This is a genomic window from Enterococcus malodoratus (assembly GCF_027659535.1).
Lineage (GTDB): Bacteria > Bacillota > Bacilli > Lactobacillales > Enterococcaceae > Enterococcus_A > Enterococcus_A malodoratus.
Genome location: NZ_JAQDPG010000001.1, coordinates 427,086 through 443,439, shown reverse-complemented (window position 1 = coordinate 443,439; position 16,354 = coordinate 427,086). Strand labels below are relative to the sequence as shown.

At 42.1% G+C, this 16,354-nt stretch carries 16 protein-coding genes; all 16 read left to right on the top strand.

Annotated elements, in window-relative coordinates; genetic code table 11:
• Positions 1 to 219: 219 nt before the first annotated feature.
• Positions 220 to 1,203 (top strand): uroporphyrinogen decarboxylase family protein, encoded by a 984-nt coding sequence (locus PGP85_RS02190; protein WP_270325809.1) that lies wholly within the window; start codon positions 220 to 222, stop codon positions 1,201 to 1,203.
• 18 nt (positions 1,204 to 1,221) lie between these two features.
• Positions 1,222 to 2,073 carry a transporter substrate-binding domain-containing protein gene (locus tag PGP85_RS02185; RefSeq protein WP_270325807.1) on the top strand — a complete coding sequence of 284 codons (852 nt, stop codon included), beginning with the start codon at positions 1,222 to 1,224 and terminating at the stop codon, positions 2,071 to 2,073.
• A gap of 11 nt (positions 2,074 to 2,084) precedes the next feature.
• The gene (locus PGP85_RS02180; RefSeq protein WP_270325805.1) at positions 2,085 to 2,786 is read left to right on the top strand and encodes an amino acid ABC transporter permease; all 702 of its coding nucleotides are present in this window, start codon (positions 2,085 to 2,087) and stop codon (positions 2,784 to 2,786) included.
• Positions 2,787 to 3,554 carry an amino acid ABC transporter permease gene (locus PGP85_RS02175; protein ID WP_270325803.1) on the top strand — a complete coding sequence of 256 codons (768 nt, stop codon included), beginning with the start codon at positions 2,787 to 2,789 and terminating at the stop codon, positions 3,552 to 3,554.
• Positions 3,493 to 4,245 carry an amino acid ABC transporter ATP-binding protein gene (locus tag PGP85_RS02170; RefSeq protein WP_270325801.1) on the top strand — a complete coding sequence of 251 codons (753 nt, stop codon included), beginning with the start codon at positions 3,493 to 3,495 and terminating at the stop codon, positions 4,243 to 4,245. The genes PGP85_RS02175 and PGP85_RS02170 overlap by 62 nt, the downstream gene beginning before the upstream one ends.
• A 274-nt stretch (positions 4,246 to 4,519) precedes the next feature.
• Entirely contained in the window at positions 4,520 to 6,043 is a 1,524-nt protein-coding gene (locus tag PGP85_RS02165) for a PTS fructose transporter subunit IIC (RefSeq protein WP_270325799.1), read from the top strand.
• 15 nt (positions 6,044 to 6,058) lie between these two features.
• Positions 6,059 to 6,514 carry a PTS sugar transporter subunit IIA gene (locus tag PGP85_RS02160; protein WP_251866482.1) on the top strand — a complete coding sequence of 152 codons (456 nt, stop codon included), beginning with the start codon at positions 6,059 to 6,061 and terminating at the stop codon, positions 6,512 to 6,514.
• A gap of 35 nt (positions 6,515 to 6,549) precedes the next feature.
• Entirely contained in the window at positions 6,550 to 9,168 is a 2,619-nt protein-coding gene (locus PGP85_RS02155; protein ID WP_270325796.1) for a glycoside hydrolase family 38 N-terminal domain-containing protein, read from the top strand.
• A gap of 11 nt (positions 9,169 to 9,179) precedes the next feature.
• Positions 9,180 to 9,971: a MurR/RpiR family transcriptional regulator gene (locus PGP85_RS02150; protein WP_251866484.1), complete on the top strand. Its 792-nt coding sequence runs from the start codon at positions 9,180 to 9,182 to the stop codon at positions 9,969 to 9,971.
• A 12-nt stretch (positions 9,972 to 9,983) separates the two neighbouring features.
• Complete coding sequence (locus tag PGP85_RS02145) at positions 9,984 to 11,354, top strand: glycoside hydrolase family 1 protein (RefSeq protein ID WP_270325794.1); 1,371 nt, start codon at positions 9,984 to 9,986, stop codon at positions 11,352 to 11,354.
• Between the two features lie 10 nt (positions 11,355 to 11,364).
• Positions 11,365 to 12,219: an ROK family protein gene (locus PGP85_RS02140; protein ID WP_270325792.1), complete on the top strand. Its 855-nt coding sequence runs from the start codon at positions 11,365 to 11,367 to the stop codon at positions 12,217 to 12,219.
• 147 nt (positions 12,220 to 12,366) lie between these two features.
• Positions 12,367 to 13,086 (top strand): alpha/beta hydrolase, encoded by a 720-nt coding sequence (locus PGP85_RS02135; RefSeq protein WP_270325791.1) that lies wholly within the window; start codon positions 12,367 to 12,369, stop codon positions 13,084 to 13,086.
• A gap of 303 nt (positions 13,087 to 13,389) precedes the next feature.
• Positions 13,390 to 14,106 (top strand): DUF4767 domain-containing protein, encoded by a 717-nt coding sequence (locus PGP85_RS02130; RefSeq protein WP_270325790.1) that lies wholly within the window; start codon positions 13,390 to 13,392, stop codon positions 14,104 to 14,106.
• Between the two features lie 118 nt (positions 14,107 to 14,224).
• On the top strand, positions 14,225 to 14,587 hold the full coding sequence (locus PGP85_RS02125) for a MoaF-related domain-containing protein (RefSeq protein ID WP_270325789.1): 363 nt from the start codon (positions 14,225 to 14,227) through the stop codon (positions 14,585 to 14,587).
• A gap of 275 nt (positions 14,588 to 14,862) precedes the next feature.
• Entirely contained in the window at positions 14,863 to 15,246 is a 384-nt protein-coding gene (locus PGP85_RS02120) for a hypothetical protein (protein WP_270325787.1), read from the top strand.
• A 52-nt stretch (positions 15,247 to 15,298) separates the two neighbouring features.
• Positions 15,299 to 16,000, top strand: coding sequence for a DUF2922 family protein (locus PGP85_RS02115; RefSeq protein WP_270326124.1), 702 nt, complete (start codon positions 15,299 to 15,301; stop codon positions 15,998 to 16,000).
• Positions 16,001 to 16,354: the final 354 nt, after the last annotated feature.

Sequence of the window (16,354 nt, the reverse complement as noted above, 5' to 3'; positions counted from 1 at the left end):
CTAGAGATAGAACAATTCTGAAAGGAGCGAGCAATCATGAAGGACACAAGACGAACAAACAAAATGATGATGCCAAACATGATGTGTCTATGCCCATCATGTTCTTTGGCATACCTTTAAATGACGGCATTAGCGTATGGCGAAATTTAATGATGACCAAAGGACTTGAAAATTTTTCAGGTCCTTTTTGTTTACCTAAAAGAGATAAGGAGTGTTTTTATGACAAAAAAAGAGTTAGTGTTGCGAGCGTTAAATCAAGAAAAGGTCGAGCGTGTACCTGTAGGGTTTTGGTTTCACTTTTTGGAAAAGCCAGAGGAGGCGGCTCCGAACGAAGTAACGATTCAACAAAATATCGCTGGACATCGAAAGTTCATTGAGGAATTTCAGCCGGATTTTGTGAAGTTGATGAGTGATGGGTATTTCTATTATCCCAATAAAGCAATTCAACAGGTTGAAGAGGTATCAGACCTTAAGGAATTTCAATCAATTGGGAAAGAACATTCATGGAATCAAGGACAGGTTGATTTAATAAATCAGCAGACCAATCAATTTGTTGAAGAGATTGCGGCTTTCTATAATATTTTTGCGCCAGCTACTTATCTTAAATGGCAGCTTCCGGGAGGCGAAAAGCAATTTATTGATTTGTTGGCTGAGGCCCCCGACTTGGTGGCAAAAGCTCTTGGTATCATTGCGGATGATTTAGTGAATTTAGTAACGAGGATTTTGACAGAAACGGCAATCGACGGTATCTACTTGAGTGTGCAGAATGTTCAGGATGAACGGGTAAGCAGAGAGCTTTATCAAGATTTTATTCAACCGAGTGAACGAAAAGTTTTAGAAGCCGCAAATGCGGCCAGTGGTCAAAATATCTTGCATATCTGCGGATATGAAGGAGCAAAAAATGATTTGCATTTGTATCAAGATTATCCGGCCGCCGCAGTGAATTGGGCGGTTGGACCAGAAGGTGTCTCACTTGCTGAAGGACAAAAGTTTTTCAATAAAACAGTGATCGGCGGATTTGAAAATTCGAGTCAGGGACTCTTATATCGCGGTAAACCGACGGAAATTCAAGCTGCTGTTAACGCGTTATTAGAAGAAGCTGGAACTACCGGCATTATTCTTGGAGCAGATTGCACAGTTCCCAATGATATTCCATTAAGAAATCTTGAGTTAGTTCGACAAGCAGCGAAGCACTTTGTATAGCAGAATGGAGGATGAATAATGAAAAAAGGATTGGTAGTAGGTATTGCAGCAATTGCGATTATTGCGTTGACATTGGGAATTCGAAGCAGTAATAAAAAGGCGATTGCGGAAGAAAAGATTACAACAATCAATGTTGCCCACACTCAGAATTATGTGCCATATGATTATATCAATGATAAGGGTGAATCCGACGGTTTTGAGGTACAGGTTCTTAAAGCGATCGATAAAAAGCTGCCCCAATATAAGCTGAAGTTTACCGGAACCAGCGATGATGATCTGTTGATTGGATTAGAATCAGGAAAATACGATCTTGGCGTCAAGGGTGCCTGGTACACAAAAGAGCGTGCTGAAAAATTCATTATTCCTAAAGAAAAGATCGGAGCTAGTATCATTGGGTTTACTGTTCGTAAGACGGACGAACAAAAATATCAAAGCATTGATGATATCGCAAAGTTTGGAGGGAAATTAGTACCTATTTCACCGCAAAATGCACAATGGAATGTGATCGAAGAATACAACAAGGAACACACCGAACACCCGATCCAGTTAAAGGCAGCTGAGGCTTTCAATGTCTCTGATGCGTATGCTTGGGTCTTAGAAAAACGCTATGATGCCTATTTTGACATTAAGTTATCTTTTGAGGAGGCGGTTAGAAACGAGAAAGGCTCTTATCATCAATATGCAGATCAGTTAAGTTACGTTCCTTATAAGGGCATTCCAACCTTCCCGCTATTGCACCGCAATGATAAGAATGAAAAATTCTCTGTTGCTTATGACAAGGCTGTTAAGGAATTAGAGAGTGATGGAACCTTGATCGAGCTGTCCAAAAAATACTTTGGTGAGGATGTTTTCAAGTTTATTCAGGAATAGGAGGAAGCTAAATGGTTCGTTATGATTGGTCAAAAGTTTGGCAAACGATCCCTCAATTAACTGGCTACATTCCCAAAACTTTACTAGTCATGGGGTTGACGGTTCTTTTTGGAACACTGTTGGGATTTCTTGTTTCTTGGGGAACATTTGCGCCTCAACGAATGATTCGCCGTTGGGCTGAGGGATATATTTTTATTCTGCGCTGCACACCTCCAATCGTTTTATTGTTTCTTGTTTTTTATGGATTGCCCAAATTTTTATTTTGGTGGTTGGGTATCCGAAGTGAGGAGTGGTCGCGGACAACATTCACTGTGATCGCGATGACACTGTTGTTTGCGGCTATGATCTCGAAAGTTTTTATCTCAGCCTATTTGGCAGTCCCAAAAGGGCAGACGGAGGCAAGCTTAAGTGTTGGATTGAGTCAAAATCAAACATTTAGAAGGATTATTCTTCCTCAAGCTTTTCGAATCGCTTTACCTAATTTCTCTACCGCATTATTAAATTTGATGAAGGATGCTGCGTTAGCTTATACGATCGGCTTGGTGGATATTCTTGGGGGAGCAAATTTATTGATCAGTCAAAATTTTGGCAATCATTCATTGGAAGTCTATTCCGCCGCTGCATTTATCTATTGGGGAATGGCATTGTTATTAGCTATCACGACACAGGGACTGGAATTGATTTTAGTTCCGCAACGAAAGGAGACGGCTTAAATGAATTGGACTTATATTATTGAAACGTTCCTTTTAACACTACGCGGAGTTCCAGTGACACTATTGATCGCTGTCGTCTCCATTGCGCTCAGTATCGGCCCAGCAATTTTATTGGCACTTGGCCGGATTCACAAAGTAAAAGGCGTAACGACTTTTTCGGTTATTTATCTGGCTTTTATTCGAGCGACACCGCCGATTCTGCTGATCTTGTTTTTTTATAGTCTCTTACCCAGTTTATTAAATCGACTACTAACCGCCGTAAATAGTTCAATCAATATCTTCAACTTGTCTCCTTTGTACTATGCCTTCATCATTTTTGGCTTGTTGACAACGGGCAGTCTATCGGAGGTGTTTCGTTCCGCACTTTCGACCGTAAGCCAGCAGCAGTTAGAGGCGGGGCAGTCGGTTGGGTTGACCACCTATCAAACATATCGGCGAATTATATTTCCGCAAGCTTTGGTCGCGGCGTTGCCGAATTTATCCAATCTAACGATAAATTTAGTAAAGGGAACATCGTTGGTTTTCGTCATGACGATCAAAGATATTACGGCCATCGCCAAAGTGCAAGCCGCCCATGGTTATCAGTATTTTGAATCCTACTTAGTGATATTCGTCGTCTATTTGCTACTTTGCGGCGGGTTGCAAGGCCTATTTTATCTGTTGAGCAAGCGGTTAAATTATCAGTCGGCTAGAAAGGAGCAACAGCATGCTAAAAGTCCAAAATATTTGCAAACAATTTTATCAGCAGGAGATTCTCAACAACGTTAGCTTGGCGGTTAATCAAGGCGATGTGGTAGTTATTTTAGGTCCCAGCGGTTCAGGAAAAACAACCTTCTTGCGCTGCTTGAACGGTCTTGAGAAAGCGGACTCCGGCACGCTGGAAATAAACCAGCAGAAGTATGATCTTGCCGAAATCAAGAAAAAAGAAATAACGCAAATACGCAAAAAAACCGCATTTGTTTTTCAACACTACAATCTATTTGCGAATAAGACCGCTTTGGAAAATGTCTTGGAGGGATTGATCATCGCCCGCAAAATTCCTAAACAGGAAGCGTTGCGAATCGCTCAGGCCGCCATTGAAAAAGTTGGGCTAAGTGCTTTTGAAAAGTACTATCCACATGAACTTTCTGGCGGACAGCAGCAGCGTATAGGGATTGCGCGGGCGATCGCACTCAAACCGGAAGTTCTTTTGATTGATGAACCCACTTCGGCGTTAGATCCAGAACTAATAGGAGAGGTGCTGGAGGTGATGCGGCAATTAGCAAAAGAAGGGGTAACCATGGTAGTAGTGACCCATGAAATGAGCTTTGCTCGAGATGTCGCCAATCATGTAATTTTTATGGATCAGGGTCAAATTGTAGAGCAAGGAACGCCTAACACTTTTTTTACCCAACCAAAAGAAGAGCGGACACGAAAATTTTTAAAAAGAATTTTACCTGAAACAATTAATAGCTTTTAAAAGTGAATATTTGGTGTAAGACAAATTGAATTGTGACCAGCTGCAAGCTAAGAAAAAGTTACTTTTTCTTAGCTTATTTACTGTGGCTTACAAGGTGGAGCGCTGCGTTTTTCGTGTGATAATCATTTAAATGTGAGTAAAGATGAACCTGAAATAAATCCCAAGATTACATTAAAAGCTGGTACTAGTACCCAAAAATCCGAAAACGCTTTATTTATAGATGTTATTAAGTTAATCTTCATAATGGAAAATAAATAACTGGGGGTACAAGAAAATGGAGAGAAACATTGTTGCTGTCACAGCATGTGCGGCGGGCATCGCGCATACGTACATGGCGGCGGAATCACTTGAGCAGGCTGCTAAAAGAATGGGCTATGGAATCAAGGTCGAAACGAATGGCGCGATTGGAGCGGAAAACGTCCTGACAGCGGAAGATATTGAACAGGCTGATTTAGTGATTGTTGCGTCTGATATCAAAATCGATCCGATGCGTTTTACTGGCAAGCCGCTTTTTGTCACAAAATCAATTCCGGCGATTGAAGATTCAGAAGCCTTGATCAATCAGGCTTTTGCAGAAGCGCAGGTTTTTGGGAAAAAGGGCTCAAAGGTCGGAAAGATTCAAATCGGGAACGATAAAGAGAAGATAAACTTCTTCACGCACATTATGAGCGGGATCTCTTATATGGTTCCTATGGTTATTGCCGCGGGTTTGATTTTAACGATCGCCAATTTATACGCTTTCCAAAAAGATGATTTGGGCCGAATCGTTAACTGGGGCTTTGATAACAAAACACAAATGGGTTTCTTGATGTCTAAGCTGTTCTATGTGGGGCAAATCGGTTTCAAACTGATGATTCCGTTATTCGCCGGTTTTGTAGCGAATTCGATTGCTGACAAACCAGCCATTGCACCAGCAATGATTGGGGCTTACCTTGTAAATGATCCCGAGTTTTTAAACACAGAAGCTGGCGGCGGTTTTATCGGCGCGATCATCGTGGCATTTATTGTTGGTTATCTAGTTAAGGGTCTGAAGAAAATCAAATGGCCTAGATTATTAGTTCCGATCGTACCGATCATGATCATTCCATTCATCGCAACAGCAATCATTACATTGATCGTTCTTTATATTATTGGAAATCCCATCGCAATCGGAATGGATGCGATGTATCAAGGACTAACGAACTTAAACAATAACTATGCCGGAGCGCCGATTTTAATTGGAGCGATCTGCGGTGCGATGATTGGCTTTGATTTGGGCGGACCGATCAATAAAACAGCGCTAGTTTTTGGAACCGCGATCTTTACAGATACTTTAACGAAATATGGGATCGACGGTGCGAATTTCGTTCCAGGAACAGCTACACAAGCAGCAATTTCTGTTGCACCACTGGGCGTTTGGTTAGCAACGATCCTGTTTAAAAAGAAATTTTCTAAAAATGAGAAGATCGCGGCCAGCGCTGCTTTTGGAATGGGGATCGTAGGTGTCACAGAAGGAGCAATTCCTTTCGTAGCGGCCGATCCAATCAGAATGATTTTTTCTAACGTGGCAGGTTCGGCAGTTGCCGGCGGTCTAGCGGCTGCAACGGGCTGCAAGTTTTACGGCGGAATCGGATCTCCGTTAGGAACCTTTATTGGCTATATTGAACAACCGATTCCTTTTGTCACATGGATATTGTGTGTAAGTGCGGGCATATTGACAACGGCTCTGCTGATTGGATTTACACGGAAACAAGTTGTCGAGGATATCGCTATTGAGCAAGAAGAACAAGATCAAATGATGCAAACAGTAAACGAATAGGCAGGTAGAGTGAAAATGAATAGAGAAGTATTTAATCGGGAACATATTTTATTTGATGAAACAGCAACCACACAGGAGGAAGCCTTTAAAAGTATCGCAAAATTTGCCTATGAATCAGGCTTCGTAACGGATGAACAAACTTATTTTGAAGGCTTAAAAGCCCGAGAACAGGAAGCAACGACAGGCTTTAAGGATCATATCGCGATTCCTCATTGCAAAAGCAGTGCCAATAAGAAGCCGGGGTTATTTCTAGTCAAATTTGCACATGCGATTCCTTGGAACGCGCTTGATAACCAGCCGGTAAAGGTTGCCTTCGGTTTGACGATTCCGGAAGAGGGCGCCACCGAACACCTAAAACTATTAAGCCTGATCGCAAGAAAGCTGATCGACAAGGACTTTAGGGACGGTGTCTTGCAACAGGACGATCCGGATGCGTTGGCTGAGATCATTGATCAAATCGATTTTAAATAAATAGGAAACAATAATTTACGAGTAGGATGGCACTTATGCAAAAAAAAGTTCATGTAATACATCACACGCATTGGGATTTTGAATGGTATTTCACCACCAATGAATCCTTTGTTCAGCTGGCTTATCATTTAGATGAGGTGATGCAGGCATTAGAAGAAGAGCAGATCGACTATTATTTGTTAGACGGACAGATGAGTATTTTGGATGATTATTTAACGAGTTTTCCAGAGCAAAAAGGGCGCTTGTCGCAGCTAGTAAAAAGCGGAAAGCTGGCCATTGGTCCGTGGTATACACAAACCGACGAGCTGATCGTGCGAGGCGAGTCGATCGTTCGAAACTTGAATCTGGGAATGAAGCTGGCGGAGTCATTGGGCGGCTATATGAACATCGGTTATTTGCCTGATTCCTTTGGTCAAAGCAAGGACATGCCAAAAATCTATAACGAATTCGGTATTCAGCAAGCTGTTTTCTGGCGCGGCGTTCCGAATGAGGTTACGACCAAGCGTGAATTTCATTGGGGAGCAGAGGATGGTTCCAGTGTGTTAACGTCGAATATAAAAAATGGCTACTTTGTAGGAGTCGGCCTAATTTACTCGGATGACGCAGAATCCTTGATCGATACGATTTCCGAAGGAGCGACTGGCACCGAGTTAGTTTTACCCGTGGGCGGTGATCAGCGATATATTGATTTTAATTTACGTGAACGGATGGAACAATACAATCAAGAATTAAAAGATGTCGAACTCGTTGAAAGCAATTATGAGATGTTTTTTGAAGCAATCAAGGAGCAGGAGCTTCCAACGGTGGACGGCGAGTTTATTTCCAGCTCGGTGTCAAAAATTCATCGGTCGATTTACTCTTCCCGCTACGATCATAAGTATTTGAACGATAAAGTCGAACGGAGAATGATCTATCAAGCGGAGCCTTTGATGGTGATGGCAGAAAAATGCGGGATTCCTTATAAAAAAGGGCTGCTTGATCGCATTTGGAAGCTGTTGAATAAAAATCAGGCGCATGATTCCGCTGGCGGCTGCAATAGTGATAAAACCAATCAGATTATTATGGAGCGTTTTGTTGAGGCGGATCAGCTTTCCTACTCGTTGGTGGATTATCTGACGAGAAAAATCGCCGAGTCGCGAATGGATCTGACAGAAGGTGAACTGGTTGTTTTCAATACCTTGCCATGGAAAAACAAAAAAGTAATGAAGTGTGAAGTGTCTACTCCGTTTGCGGGCATATCGCTTGAGATGGATGGACGCGCGGTTCCTTTTGAATTGGTGAAGACGAGAAAAGAGTTCTGCGGCTCGATTCGGCGTGAGAAACAGGATGAAGATCCTGCGAGCTTTTATTACGTGCACGAATTGCTGCTGGAAGCAGAGATTCCTGCCTTGAGCTTTCGCACTTATCAAGTAGTGGAATATCTTGCCGGAATGAAAGAAGCCGCACCAAAAGCAGCAATTGATTCAATCGAAAACGACTATTATCGGCTGATTTTTGAGGCGGGCGAGTTGTCCTTAGTGGACCAAAAAGCCGGAAAAACCTTTAAGAACTTTTTAGCCTTCGAAGATAGCGGCGATGAAGGCGATACCTATGACTATTCGCCTCCTTACGCGGATCAGCTTTATCGTTTGGATTTAAAAGAAGCCAGCTGTGAAGCGAGTCAAAGCCCATTACTGTCGAAATTAACTTTTGTCGGTGAATGGCAGGTCGCTAAAGATTTACAGGAACGGGAAGAACAAAAAAGAACGCAGACAATTCCTTACCAGTTGACGATTGAGTTAATGAAGGATAGCCGACAGCTTCAATGCCATTTGGTACTTGAAAATCAGGCAGACGACCACCGAATGAGAGTGTTGATCAATACGCCGCATACGAATAATTTTTCCTATACCGATACGCCTTTTGGCACGATCAAGCGAGCCGTGGAGGATCGCCATATCAATGACTGGAAAGAATTAGGCTGGCGGGAAGAACCCACGGCGATTTTCCCTATGCTGACATATGTGAATAGTCATGCTGAGAACTCTAGCTGGACTGTTTTCAGTAAAGGAATGAAGGAATATCAATTTGTTGGAGATAATTTTCAGACGATGGCGTTGACATTGTTCCGTTCCGTGGGCTATCTAGGTCGGCCCGATCTGATTAGACGTCCGGGTGTAGCTTCAGGAAATGAGTTCAAATATATTCCGACACCAGATAGTCAATTGCATAAAAAAATGACCTTTAAATTTGCGCTTCAGTTAGACAACGCTTATCAACCAGCACAGCTTGCGAAGGATTACTTGGACTATGCAATCAGCAGTCCGTTTTATCAGATTCAGGAGCTGAATCGTTTTACGACGACGCTTAAATATTTTGTCTCGAATCCGCTGAAAACTAAAGTGACCGCACTAACAGGAATCGAATTTGACAGCAGTACCCTTGTTTTTAGTTCCTTAGTAAAAACGGCGAATGGGCCTGGCTTTGACGTTCGTGTCTACAATCCTGATTTCAGCCGAGAAGTTGAAGGCGGAACACTGCAAGAGTCACACGAAATGAACTATACGTTTGTCGATCTGAAAGGAAACGCTATTTCTTCAATGGAAAAAAATGCTATTATTCCTCTAGGAACCTTTAAACCGGGAGAAATAAAGACGATTCAGATCGTCGATTGAGGAGAAATCATATGCAAGAAGACCTTTTTATTCTAATTGAGTCCTGTCGTTTGAACTTTACATCTGTTGAGCAGGTGATAGCAGATTACTTATTGAGTAAGCAAGCGCCGATGACGATCGATAAATTATCCGAACATTTAGCTGTTTCGAAATCATCGATTACCAGATTTTGTAAAAAGATTGGGTTGAATAATTACAAAGAATTGATTTTTCTCTATAAGCTTTCTTTAGATAACGAGGAATCAACCTTATCCGTGTCATCAAAAATAACCGCGGCGTACCATTCGCTGGCGACAAGAAGCGACAGCAACTATTCGCAAGAGGTTGTGGATGCCTTTTGCGAGCTGCTGCACCAGCATAAAATCATTCATTTTTTAGGAAAAGGCTTCAATTCCTATGCCGGCGCGGATTTCCAGTTCAAGTTTTCGCGAGTCGGCAAATATGTTCGCGTGATTACAGATGAAAACTCTATTCTCATGTCGGCCCATTTTGCCAATGAAGACGAGTTGATCGTTGTTTCTAGTTTACGCGGAGATGATGAAGAATTGCTGGCGGCGATGAAAACCGCAAAGGAACGAAACGTTTCAGTTTTGTTGATTACGTCGAATCGTTACTCACAGCTGATCCCTCATGCGGATGTGGTCTTGATTGCCGCGAGCTTTACCAGAGAAGAAGCGCTGGGAAATATTTCTCCGCAAATTCCAATCCTGATCCAGTTGGATATGGTGTATGAGCGGTATATTCATCTATATTCGGATGCCTTGTCCCAGTGGTTGGAATCTGAACAAATATTGCACAAATAAAAAGGAGTCACTATGAAGGATTTCCCTAAAAATTTTCTATGGGGAGCGGCAATGTCTGCACCTCAAACGGAAGGCCAAAGTTTAGCTTTTGGAAAGTCAGCAACAACATGGGATCAGTGGTTCCATGAAGCCCCCGAGAAGTTCAATCAAAACCAAGGACCCGCGATCACGTCTGGCGTGTACGATCACTATTTAGCTGATTGTCAACGGATGAAAGAGATTGGCTTGAATTCACTTAGAACCTCTATTTCTTGGGCGCGCTTGCTGCCGGATGGAAAGACGATCAATCCAGCAGCGGTTGAGTTTTATCTCGATTATTTCTCTGCTATGAGTGCCCATGGAGTGGAGCCGATCATTAATCTTTTTCATTTTGATATGCCCATGTGGCTGATGGATCAGGGTGGCTGGGAAAGCCGGCACTCTATCGAGGCGTTTGCCTTCTACGCTAAAACGTGTTTTGAATTATTTGGCGATTTAGTCAAAAAATGGACGACCTTCAACGAGCCGATGGTGCATGTCGAATGCGGTTATCTCTATCAGTATCATTATCCCGCGGTCATTGATTTTCAACGCGCGGTTCAGGTGGGTTATCATACCTTGCTTGCTCATAAAGCGGCGGTAAAAGCCTTTAGAGCAGTATCGGAAACAGGAGAAATCGGAATTATCTTAAATATTTCGCCTACGTATCCTAAAAGTGAGGCCAAAGCTGATTTGTTGGCTGCGTATCGGTCAGATTTATTGAATACTCGAAGCTTTTTAGACCCGGCGGTTTTAGGTTCGATTCCCGAAGACCTGAAAACACTTTTAGCGGAAAATAATTTGCTGCCAGAAGTAAACGCTGGCGACAAAGAGCTGATCGCAGAAAATTTAGTGGATTTTATTGGACTGAATTACTATCAGCCTAGACGGGTTCAGGCGCCGCAAGCAGCGAATCACCCAGCACAAATGCCTGCTGATTTTTATGCGCCCTATGATTGGCCGGACAAGAAAATCAATCCTTACCGTGGATGGGAAATCTATCCCGAAGCACTTTACGATGTCGCGCTCATGATGAAGGACGACTATCACAATATTCCTTGGTTTGTGAGTGAAAACGGCATGGGCGTTGCTGATGAGGAGCGCTTTATGAATGCTTCAGGAGAAATAGAAGACGATTATCGAATTGCTTTTATGGAAGAACATTTAAGCTATTTGCATCAAGGAATTCTTGAAGGAAGCAATTGCTTTGGCTATCATGCCTGGACATTTATCGATTGCTGGTCTTGGCTGAACGGCTACCGCAATCGCTATGGCTTCTACAGATTGGACCTAGAAACAATGGTGCGATCAGTGAAAAAGAGCGGCAAATGGTTTAAAACAGTCAGTCAAAATAATGGATTTTAGGTGATGATAGATGAGTTTAGCGGTATTTGATATTGGAGGAACTTCAGTAAAACATGGCATTTGGGAAAAGCAAGCACTGAGTGAGGTTTCCGCTTTTCCAACGCCTGATACATTTGAGAAATTACTCGAAAAGTTTAAGCAGGTGATCGATGCCTACGATCGGTCTATCGAAGGTATCGCAATCAGCTCACCGGGTGCGGTAGACCAAGTTAAAAGACAAATTTTGGGTATCAGCGCGGTCGAGTACATTCATCAACGCCCGATTTTCGATGAGCTTGAACACTACTTCGGTCTGCCAGTAACGATTGAGAATGATGCCAATTGTGCAGGCATCGCGGAAGTAGGCCTGGGTGTTGGAAAAGATGCGCAAAACATCGCTTTTGTTGTCTTAGGTACAGGGGTAGGCGGAGCCCTTTTTGTTCAGCGAGAATTGTATAAAGGAAGCCATCTTTTCGGCGGTGAAGTTGGTCTGCTGAAGAGTCAGAACACCGAAACATTTAGCTTGAACGGCACCTTAGTCAAAGCCGCGAACTTCTATTCGGAGCAAACCGGAACGCAGGTTGAAGGAAAAGAACTGTTCGCTTTAAAAGAAAATGGTGATCCGATCGCTGCAAAATTGCTGGACGAAATGTATCAAATCATGGCCAATAATCTCTATAATATCCAAGTGATGTTTGATCCAGAATTGATCGTCTTGGGTGGCGGAATCTCTAGGCGTCCCGATTTAGCGGCGGAGCTTTCCACACGACTGTTTGATTCTCTTAAAAAGGAAGGCGTAGAAGCAATAATGCCCGCAATCAAATGCTGCAAATTTCAAAATGACGCGAATCTTATTGGAGCGGCGCTGAATTTCCAACAAAAATAAGTTGAAAAAAGATCAATTATTAGCCAAAATGATTGGTCTTTTTTTGCTTAACTAGTTGAAGGATTATCTTCCAAACAGGTGGTCACAATAATTGCTGCGGCTCCTGCGATAATGGTATCATGACAACGAAAGAAAGGAACGATTGTCGTGAAAAAATGGAAAAAAGTTCTTCTGACGATTTTTATCGGATTGGTTGTTGTACTGGTTGGTGGGGTTGCCTATCTACATACACAAACTTACTCGCCCACGAACAATGCTCAACAGATAACGGAGCAGGTGAAGGATACGAGCGATTGGCTGTATTTTCCCGCCAAAGATAAAACGAAACCGATGATTATTTTTTATCCTGGTGCGTTGGTTGATCCCGGCAGTTATAGTCCGTGGGCTGAAACGGTGGCAGAAGCAGGTTATCCTGTCTATATACTGAAAATGCCTTTAGATTTGGCTGTTTTGGCGCCAAATCGAGGAGAGAAGGTACTTTCTGAACACCCAAATCGGACTTATGTTGTTGGGGGCCATTCGTTGGGCGGGGTGATGGCTAGCCGATTCTCAAAGGAACATTCTGATAAGCTGGCGGGGCAATTTTTCTTGGCCAGCTATCCAGATGAAAAGGGCAGCCTAGCTGATAAAAATATTCCAGTCTTATCACTGACTGCGGAAAATGATCGGGTACTAAATCAAGAGGCATATAGAAAGGCCAAACAAGACTTGCCCAAGAATACGGATTATCAGGAAATCGCTGGAGGAAATCATGCCGGCTTTGGTTCGTATGGTGCGCAAAAAGGTGATGGAAAAGCCACCATCAAGAATCAAAATCAACAAGTAGCGCAGCGGTTGATTGCTTGGTTGAAAGAGAACGTCGAATAAAAAATGAACCAGCTCAGAAACCCGTGATGAGTATCTGAGCTGGTTTTATGTTTTATTACTTTAAAAAAATCATTATTAAATAAGTTTTCGCAAGATGAAATAACTGTTCTTTTAAGAGTGACTATACTTTGCACGATATATTGAGGTTAACCCCAATATATTGGAGTTATAACTTGATGAAATTGATATGAAGGTTGGAACAGGTGCGCAATAAACTTTTCTAATCAGACAAAAAAAGGCTCCTTATTACTTCGTTTTTTAGTTATTATAACAATAATAAAGAAACGAATTTGGAGTGATCAAATGAAAAAAATATTTATCAGTTTAAGTGTCTGTATTGGCTTATTAAGTTTAGCAGGATGCAGCAAAAACGAAACAAAGACGACTGAGAAGAGCAGTAATGAAAAGATTAAAGTTTCTGAAACGTATTCCACAGAAAAACAATCCGTTAGTGATACTTCAAGTACGGAGGAAACAATTAGTTCAAGCAATGATTCAAGCGGTTCCGAAACAATCGTTTCATCGGCATCAGAGGAGATAAACGAAAGTTCGGAGAATCCGGTAAGTGTATCAAACACAATTTGGGATGCCCGTAAAACAGGTGAGCTGCAAGCATTTATGAAGAATTGGGAAAGTGTCATGGGGCAAAGCTATAACGAGTATCGTCCTAGTAATAATGTTAATTATTATGGCATGCAACTGCCTGATGATGTGCTAGGTGCTTCTAAACGGAATCCAATCGCAGTTAATGACACTATTGTATCTGCTGAATGGTCTGATTCGGGGGAGTCGGCATCAGAATATAGTATCGTCTCGGTTTATTCCGATGCGCAAACGGCTCAGAACCCATCGGCTGGCAGACATATCTATTTCTTTGGATTCAGAGGCAATCAGCCAGTAGTGTTAGTTTCAATGCAGAATCAAGGAATGCCTGATAAGGCTTTGCATTTTAATCTAACAGAAAATGAGGCCTTAAATTCTGGTTTTCAAACCATCGCGGCCGGAAATCAAGCAGAATAAAAATCGGGAAAGTAAATTCCTGTATGCGTTTACTTTTTTCGATTGATATCCGCTGCTAAACCCTGTATGCTGACTAGGAGTGGTGTACTCAAATAATTGATTTTAGGCAGGTGCATGTATGAAACAACATCCATTAGAAGGTAAAACAGCGATCATTAAATTCGATTCAGGGCTGCAATTTCGCATTGATTTTTTAGAGGAAAAACAGTTGCGTTGGACCTCGATTCGCAAAGAAGACGAAGGGGCGACTGATGTCGAAAAGATCCATATTGAGGAGTATCCTGGCGGGATTTATTCCGTTGATTGGGTCGAGGAATCCGGACTTTGTGTCTCTTATACCATTGATACTAAGAATGAGTTTGTAAAGAGCTTCATGACCTTCACAGATGACAATTATCGTGGTGGACGCAGACCATTTACCCATGAAGGGACCTTTCAATTTGTTCTAGACGATGGTCAGTCGGACACAGCATCGGAATAATCACCGATATAAAAACACTTATGAAGTGCGCTCTTTAAGTTGATTCTAACTTAAAGGGCTTTTTTTGAACTACAGAATCAACATTTTTTGAAAAGGTTTTCATTATTTTATGATGGATTAAAGCCTGATAGCATCACAATCAGCCTCTGAAAATCATTATGATTAATTTATTATTAATTAAATGGTGTGTAAAAGCCGTGACAAAAGGGGTATTTTGTTGGTGTAGATATCTTAGATAATAATGATTAAAAATTAGCCCGAAAGGAGGAAGTCTTTTGAAGGAACATGGACTAAGCAGACAGCAATTATTCAAATTATCCCGTCGAACATTGGAGAAACGTATCCGTACATTTTACTATGAGACAACAGATGGAAAGGCCACCATCGAAATGTTGATCGCACTTCAAGTAAGAGAAGAATTGTGTGATGCGGATTTTTCAAATGTCCTGCGGGCCTTGGTTCAGCATATTTTTCTAAAAACGCGCTCGACAGCTGCGATGCGCCGTTATTATCTTTATTTTGGCGAATACTTTGGGAAAAAGGACTGGCAATTATTATCAATCAAATTATTTCCAACACAAACATTTATCGCTGAAAAGCTTGAGCAATTATATACACAAGTAATTAAAAGACCCTTGGCAGGATTAGCTGAATCATGACCACGTAGCGAGAAAGGAGGTTAAAAACAAAAAAAGAAAAGAAATGAATGAAATGATAAAAACAATTACGCTAGATGCGGAATTTGCGAACAGTAATGGCAAATCCCAGCATCTTCAACTAAAAAACTTCGATCCGACGAAAACGGCGGAAGAAATCAAAGCATCTTTGACAAAATTAACCAAGCTCGATCTGTTTGAAAAGGATGGTGTCGGCTTATTTAAAGAGGTGCTGCATGCAACTGTGCGGGAGAAAATCGTTGAACCGATTTTTGACGACCGAAAGAAGGTAAAGAAACAAGCAAAAGACCCGCTGACTAGAATGATGGAGGCGGCGATGGGCCAGACTCAGACAAAACCGTTGCCGAAAAAAACAGAAGCTCTGCCACCGCAAACAGAGCCCGTGGAACCAATGGAGAGCCTTGAGAATATCCGGATTCCGCAAGATTTGACTATCTTGGAAGAGAGACCAGAACCAGATGTACTGATTCAAACCATCGAACTGCCGAAAGGGATCAATCCGTGGAAGCTGGATGAGAACCAAGCATTTAGCCTGATCCTAGCATGTATGCCGCCGCATACTTCACTGATAAATGTGGTGGTCGATGACCAATCCGTTCCGGCAAGATTGATCGTCACAGAGAAGATTGAGCAAGAGCAGGTGCCGCTTGAAACCTCAGAGATCACTCAATCACCGCCAGAGAAACCGAAGCGTCTTCGAAAGCGGCTGCTGGATCGCATTCGAAGGCGAGAATAACTGATTCACTCTTTCCTCTCATCATGAAATCCGACGTTGGTATGAGGTGGAAGGAGTGAGATCGATTATTTGAGCTGCTATCTTGCAGTAATATTTCAGCCCGCTATTTCGGCGGGCTATTTGTCATGGTGTTCGACCATTTCTTGACTGACAGGAGTAAAATTGAGAATGCAAGATTAATGAAGTTAAAGAAAAAGAGTCACTAGCTGATAAACCAAAAGCAGCCAAAGATAAAATTATCTTTGGCTGCTTTTGGTTTATTCTAAAACTCATGAAAAGTAAAAAATATTGTGCATTATTCTAGATCGTTCAGAACACTCTCAAAAAAATGTCTAAACTAAGAGTAGCAAAAAT

What these genes read in the sequence shown, in the direction of transcription:
- PGP85_RS02140 (WP_270325792.1), top strand. Translation starts at nt 11,365, where the DNA reads ATGAGTTTAGCGGTATTTGATATTGGAGGAACTTCAGTAAAACATGGC.
- PGP85_RS02175 (WP_270325803.1), top strand. Translation starts at nt 2,787, where the DNA reads ATGAATTGGACTTATATTATTGAAACGTTCCTTTTAACACTACGCGGA.
- PGP85_RS02170 (WP_270325801.1), top strand. Translation starts at nt 3,493, where the DNA reads ATGCTAAAAGTCCAAAATATTTGCAAACAATTTTATCAGCAGGAGATT.
- PGP85_RS02180 (WP_270325805.1), top strand. Translation starts at nt 2,085, where the DNA reads ATGGTTCGTTATGATTGGTCAAAAGTTTGGCAAACGATCCCTCAATTA.
- PGP85_RS02160 (WP_251866482.1), top strand. Translation starts at nt 6,059, where the DNA reads ATGAATAGAGAAGTATTTAATCGGGAACATATTTTATTTGATGAAACA.
- PGP85_RS02190 (WP_270325809.1), top strand. Translation starts at nt 220, where the DNA reads ATGACAAAAAAAGAGTTAGTGTTGCGAGCGTTAAATCAAGAAAAGGTC.
- PGP85_RS02155 (WP_270325796.1), top strand. Translation starts at nt 6,550, where the DNA reads ATGCAAAAAAAAGTTCATGTAATACATCACACGCATTGGGATTTTGAA.
- PGP85_RS02125 (WP_270325789.1), top strand. Translation starts at nt 14,225, where the DNA reads ATGAAACAACATCCATTAGAAGGTAAAACAGCGATCATTAAATTCGAT.
- PGP85_RS02165 (WP_270325799.1), top strand. Translation starts at nt 4,520, where the DNA reads ATGGAGAGAAACATTGTTGCTGTCACAGCATGTGCGGCGGGCATCGCG.
- PGP85_RS02185 (WP_270325807.1), top strand. Translation starts at nt 1,222, where the DNA reads ATGAAAAAAGGATTGGTAGTAGGTATTGCAGCAATTGCGATTATTGCG.
- PGP85_RS02145 (WP_270325794.1), top strand. Translation starts at nt 9,984, where the DNA reads ATGAAGGATTTCCCTAAAAATTTTCTATGGGGAGCGGCAATGTCTGCA.
- PGP85_RS02130 (WP_270325790.1), top strand. Translation starts at nt 13,390, where the DNA reads ATGAAAAAAATATTTATCAGTTTAAGTGTCTGTATTGGCTTATTAAGT.
- PGP85_RS02150 (WP_251866484.1), top strand. Translation starts at nt 9,180, where the DNA reads ATGCAAGAAGACCTTTTTATTCTAATTGAGTCCTGTCGTTTGAACTTT.
- PGP85_RS02115 (WP_270326124.1), top strand. Translation starts at nt 15,299, where the DNA reads ATGATAAAAACAATTACGCTAGATGCGGAATTTGCGAACAGTAATGGC.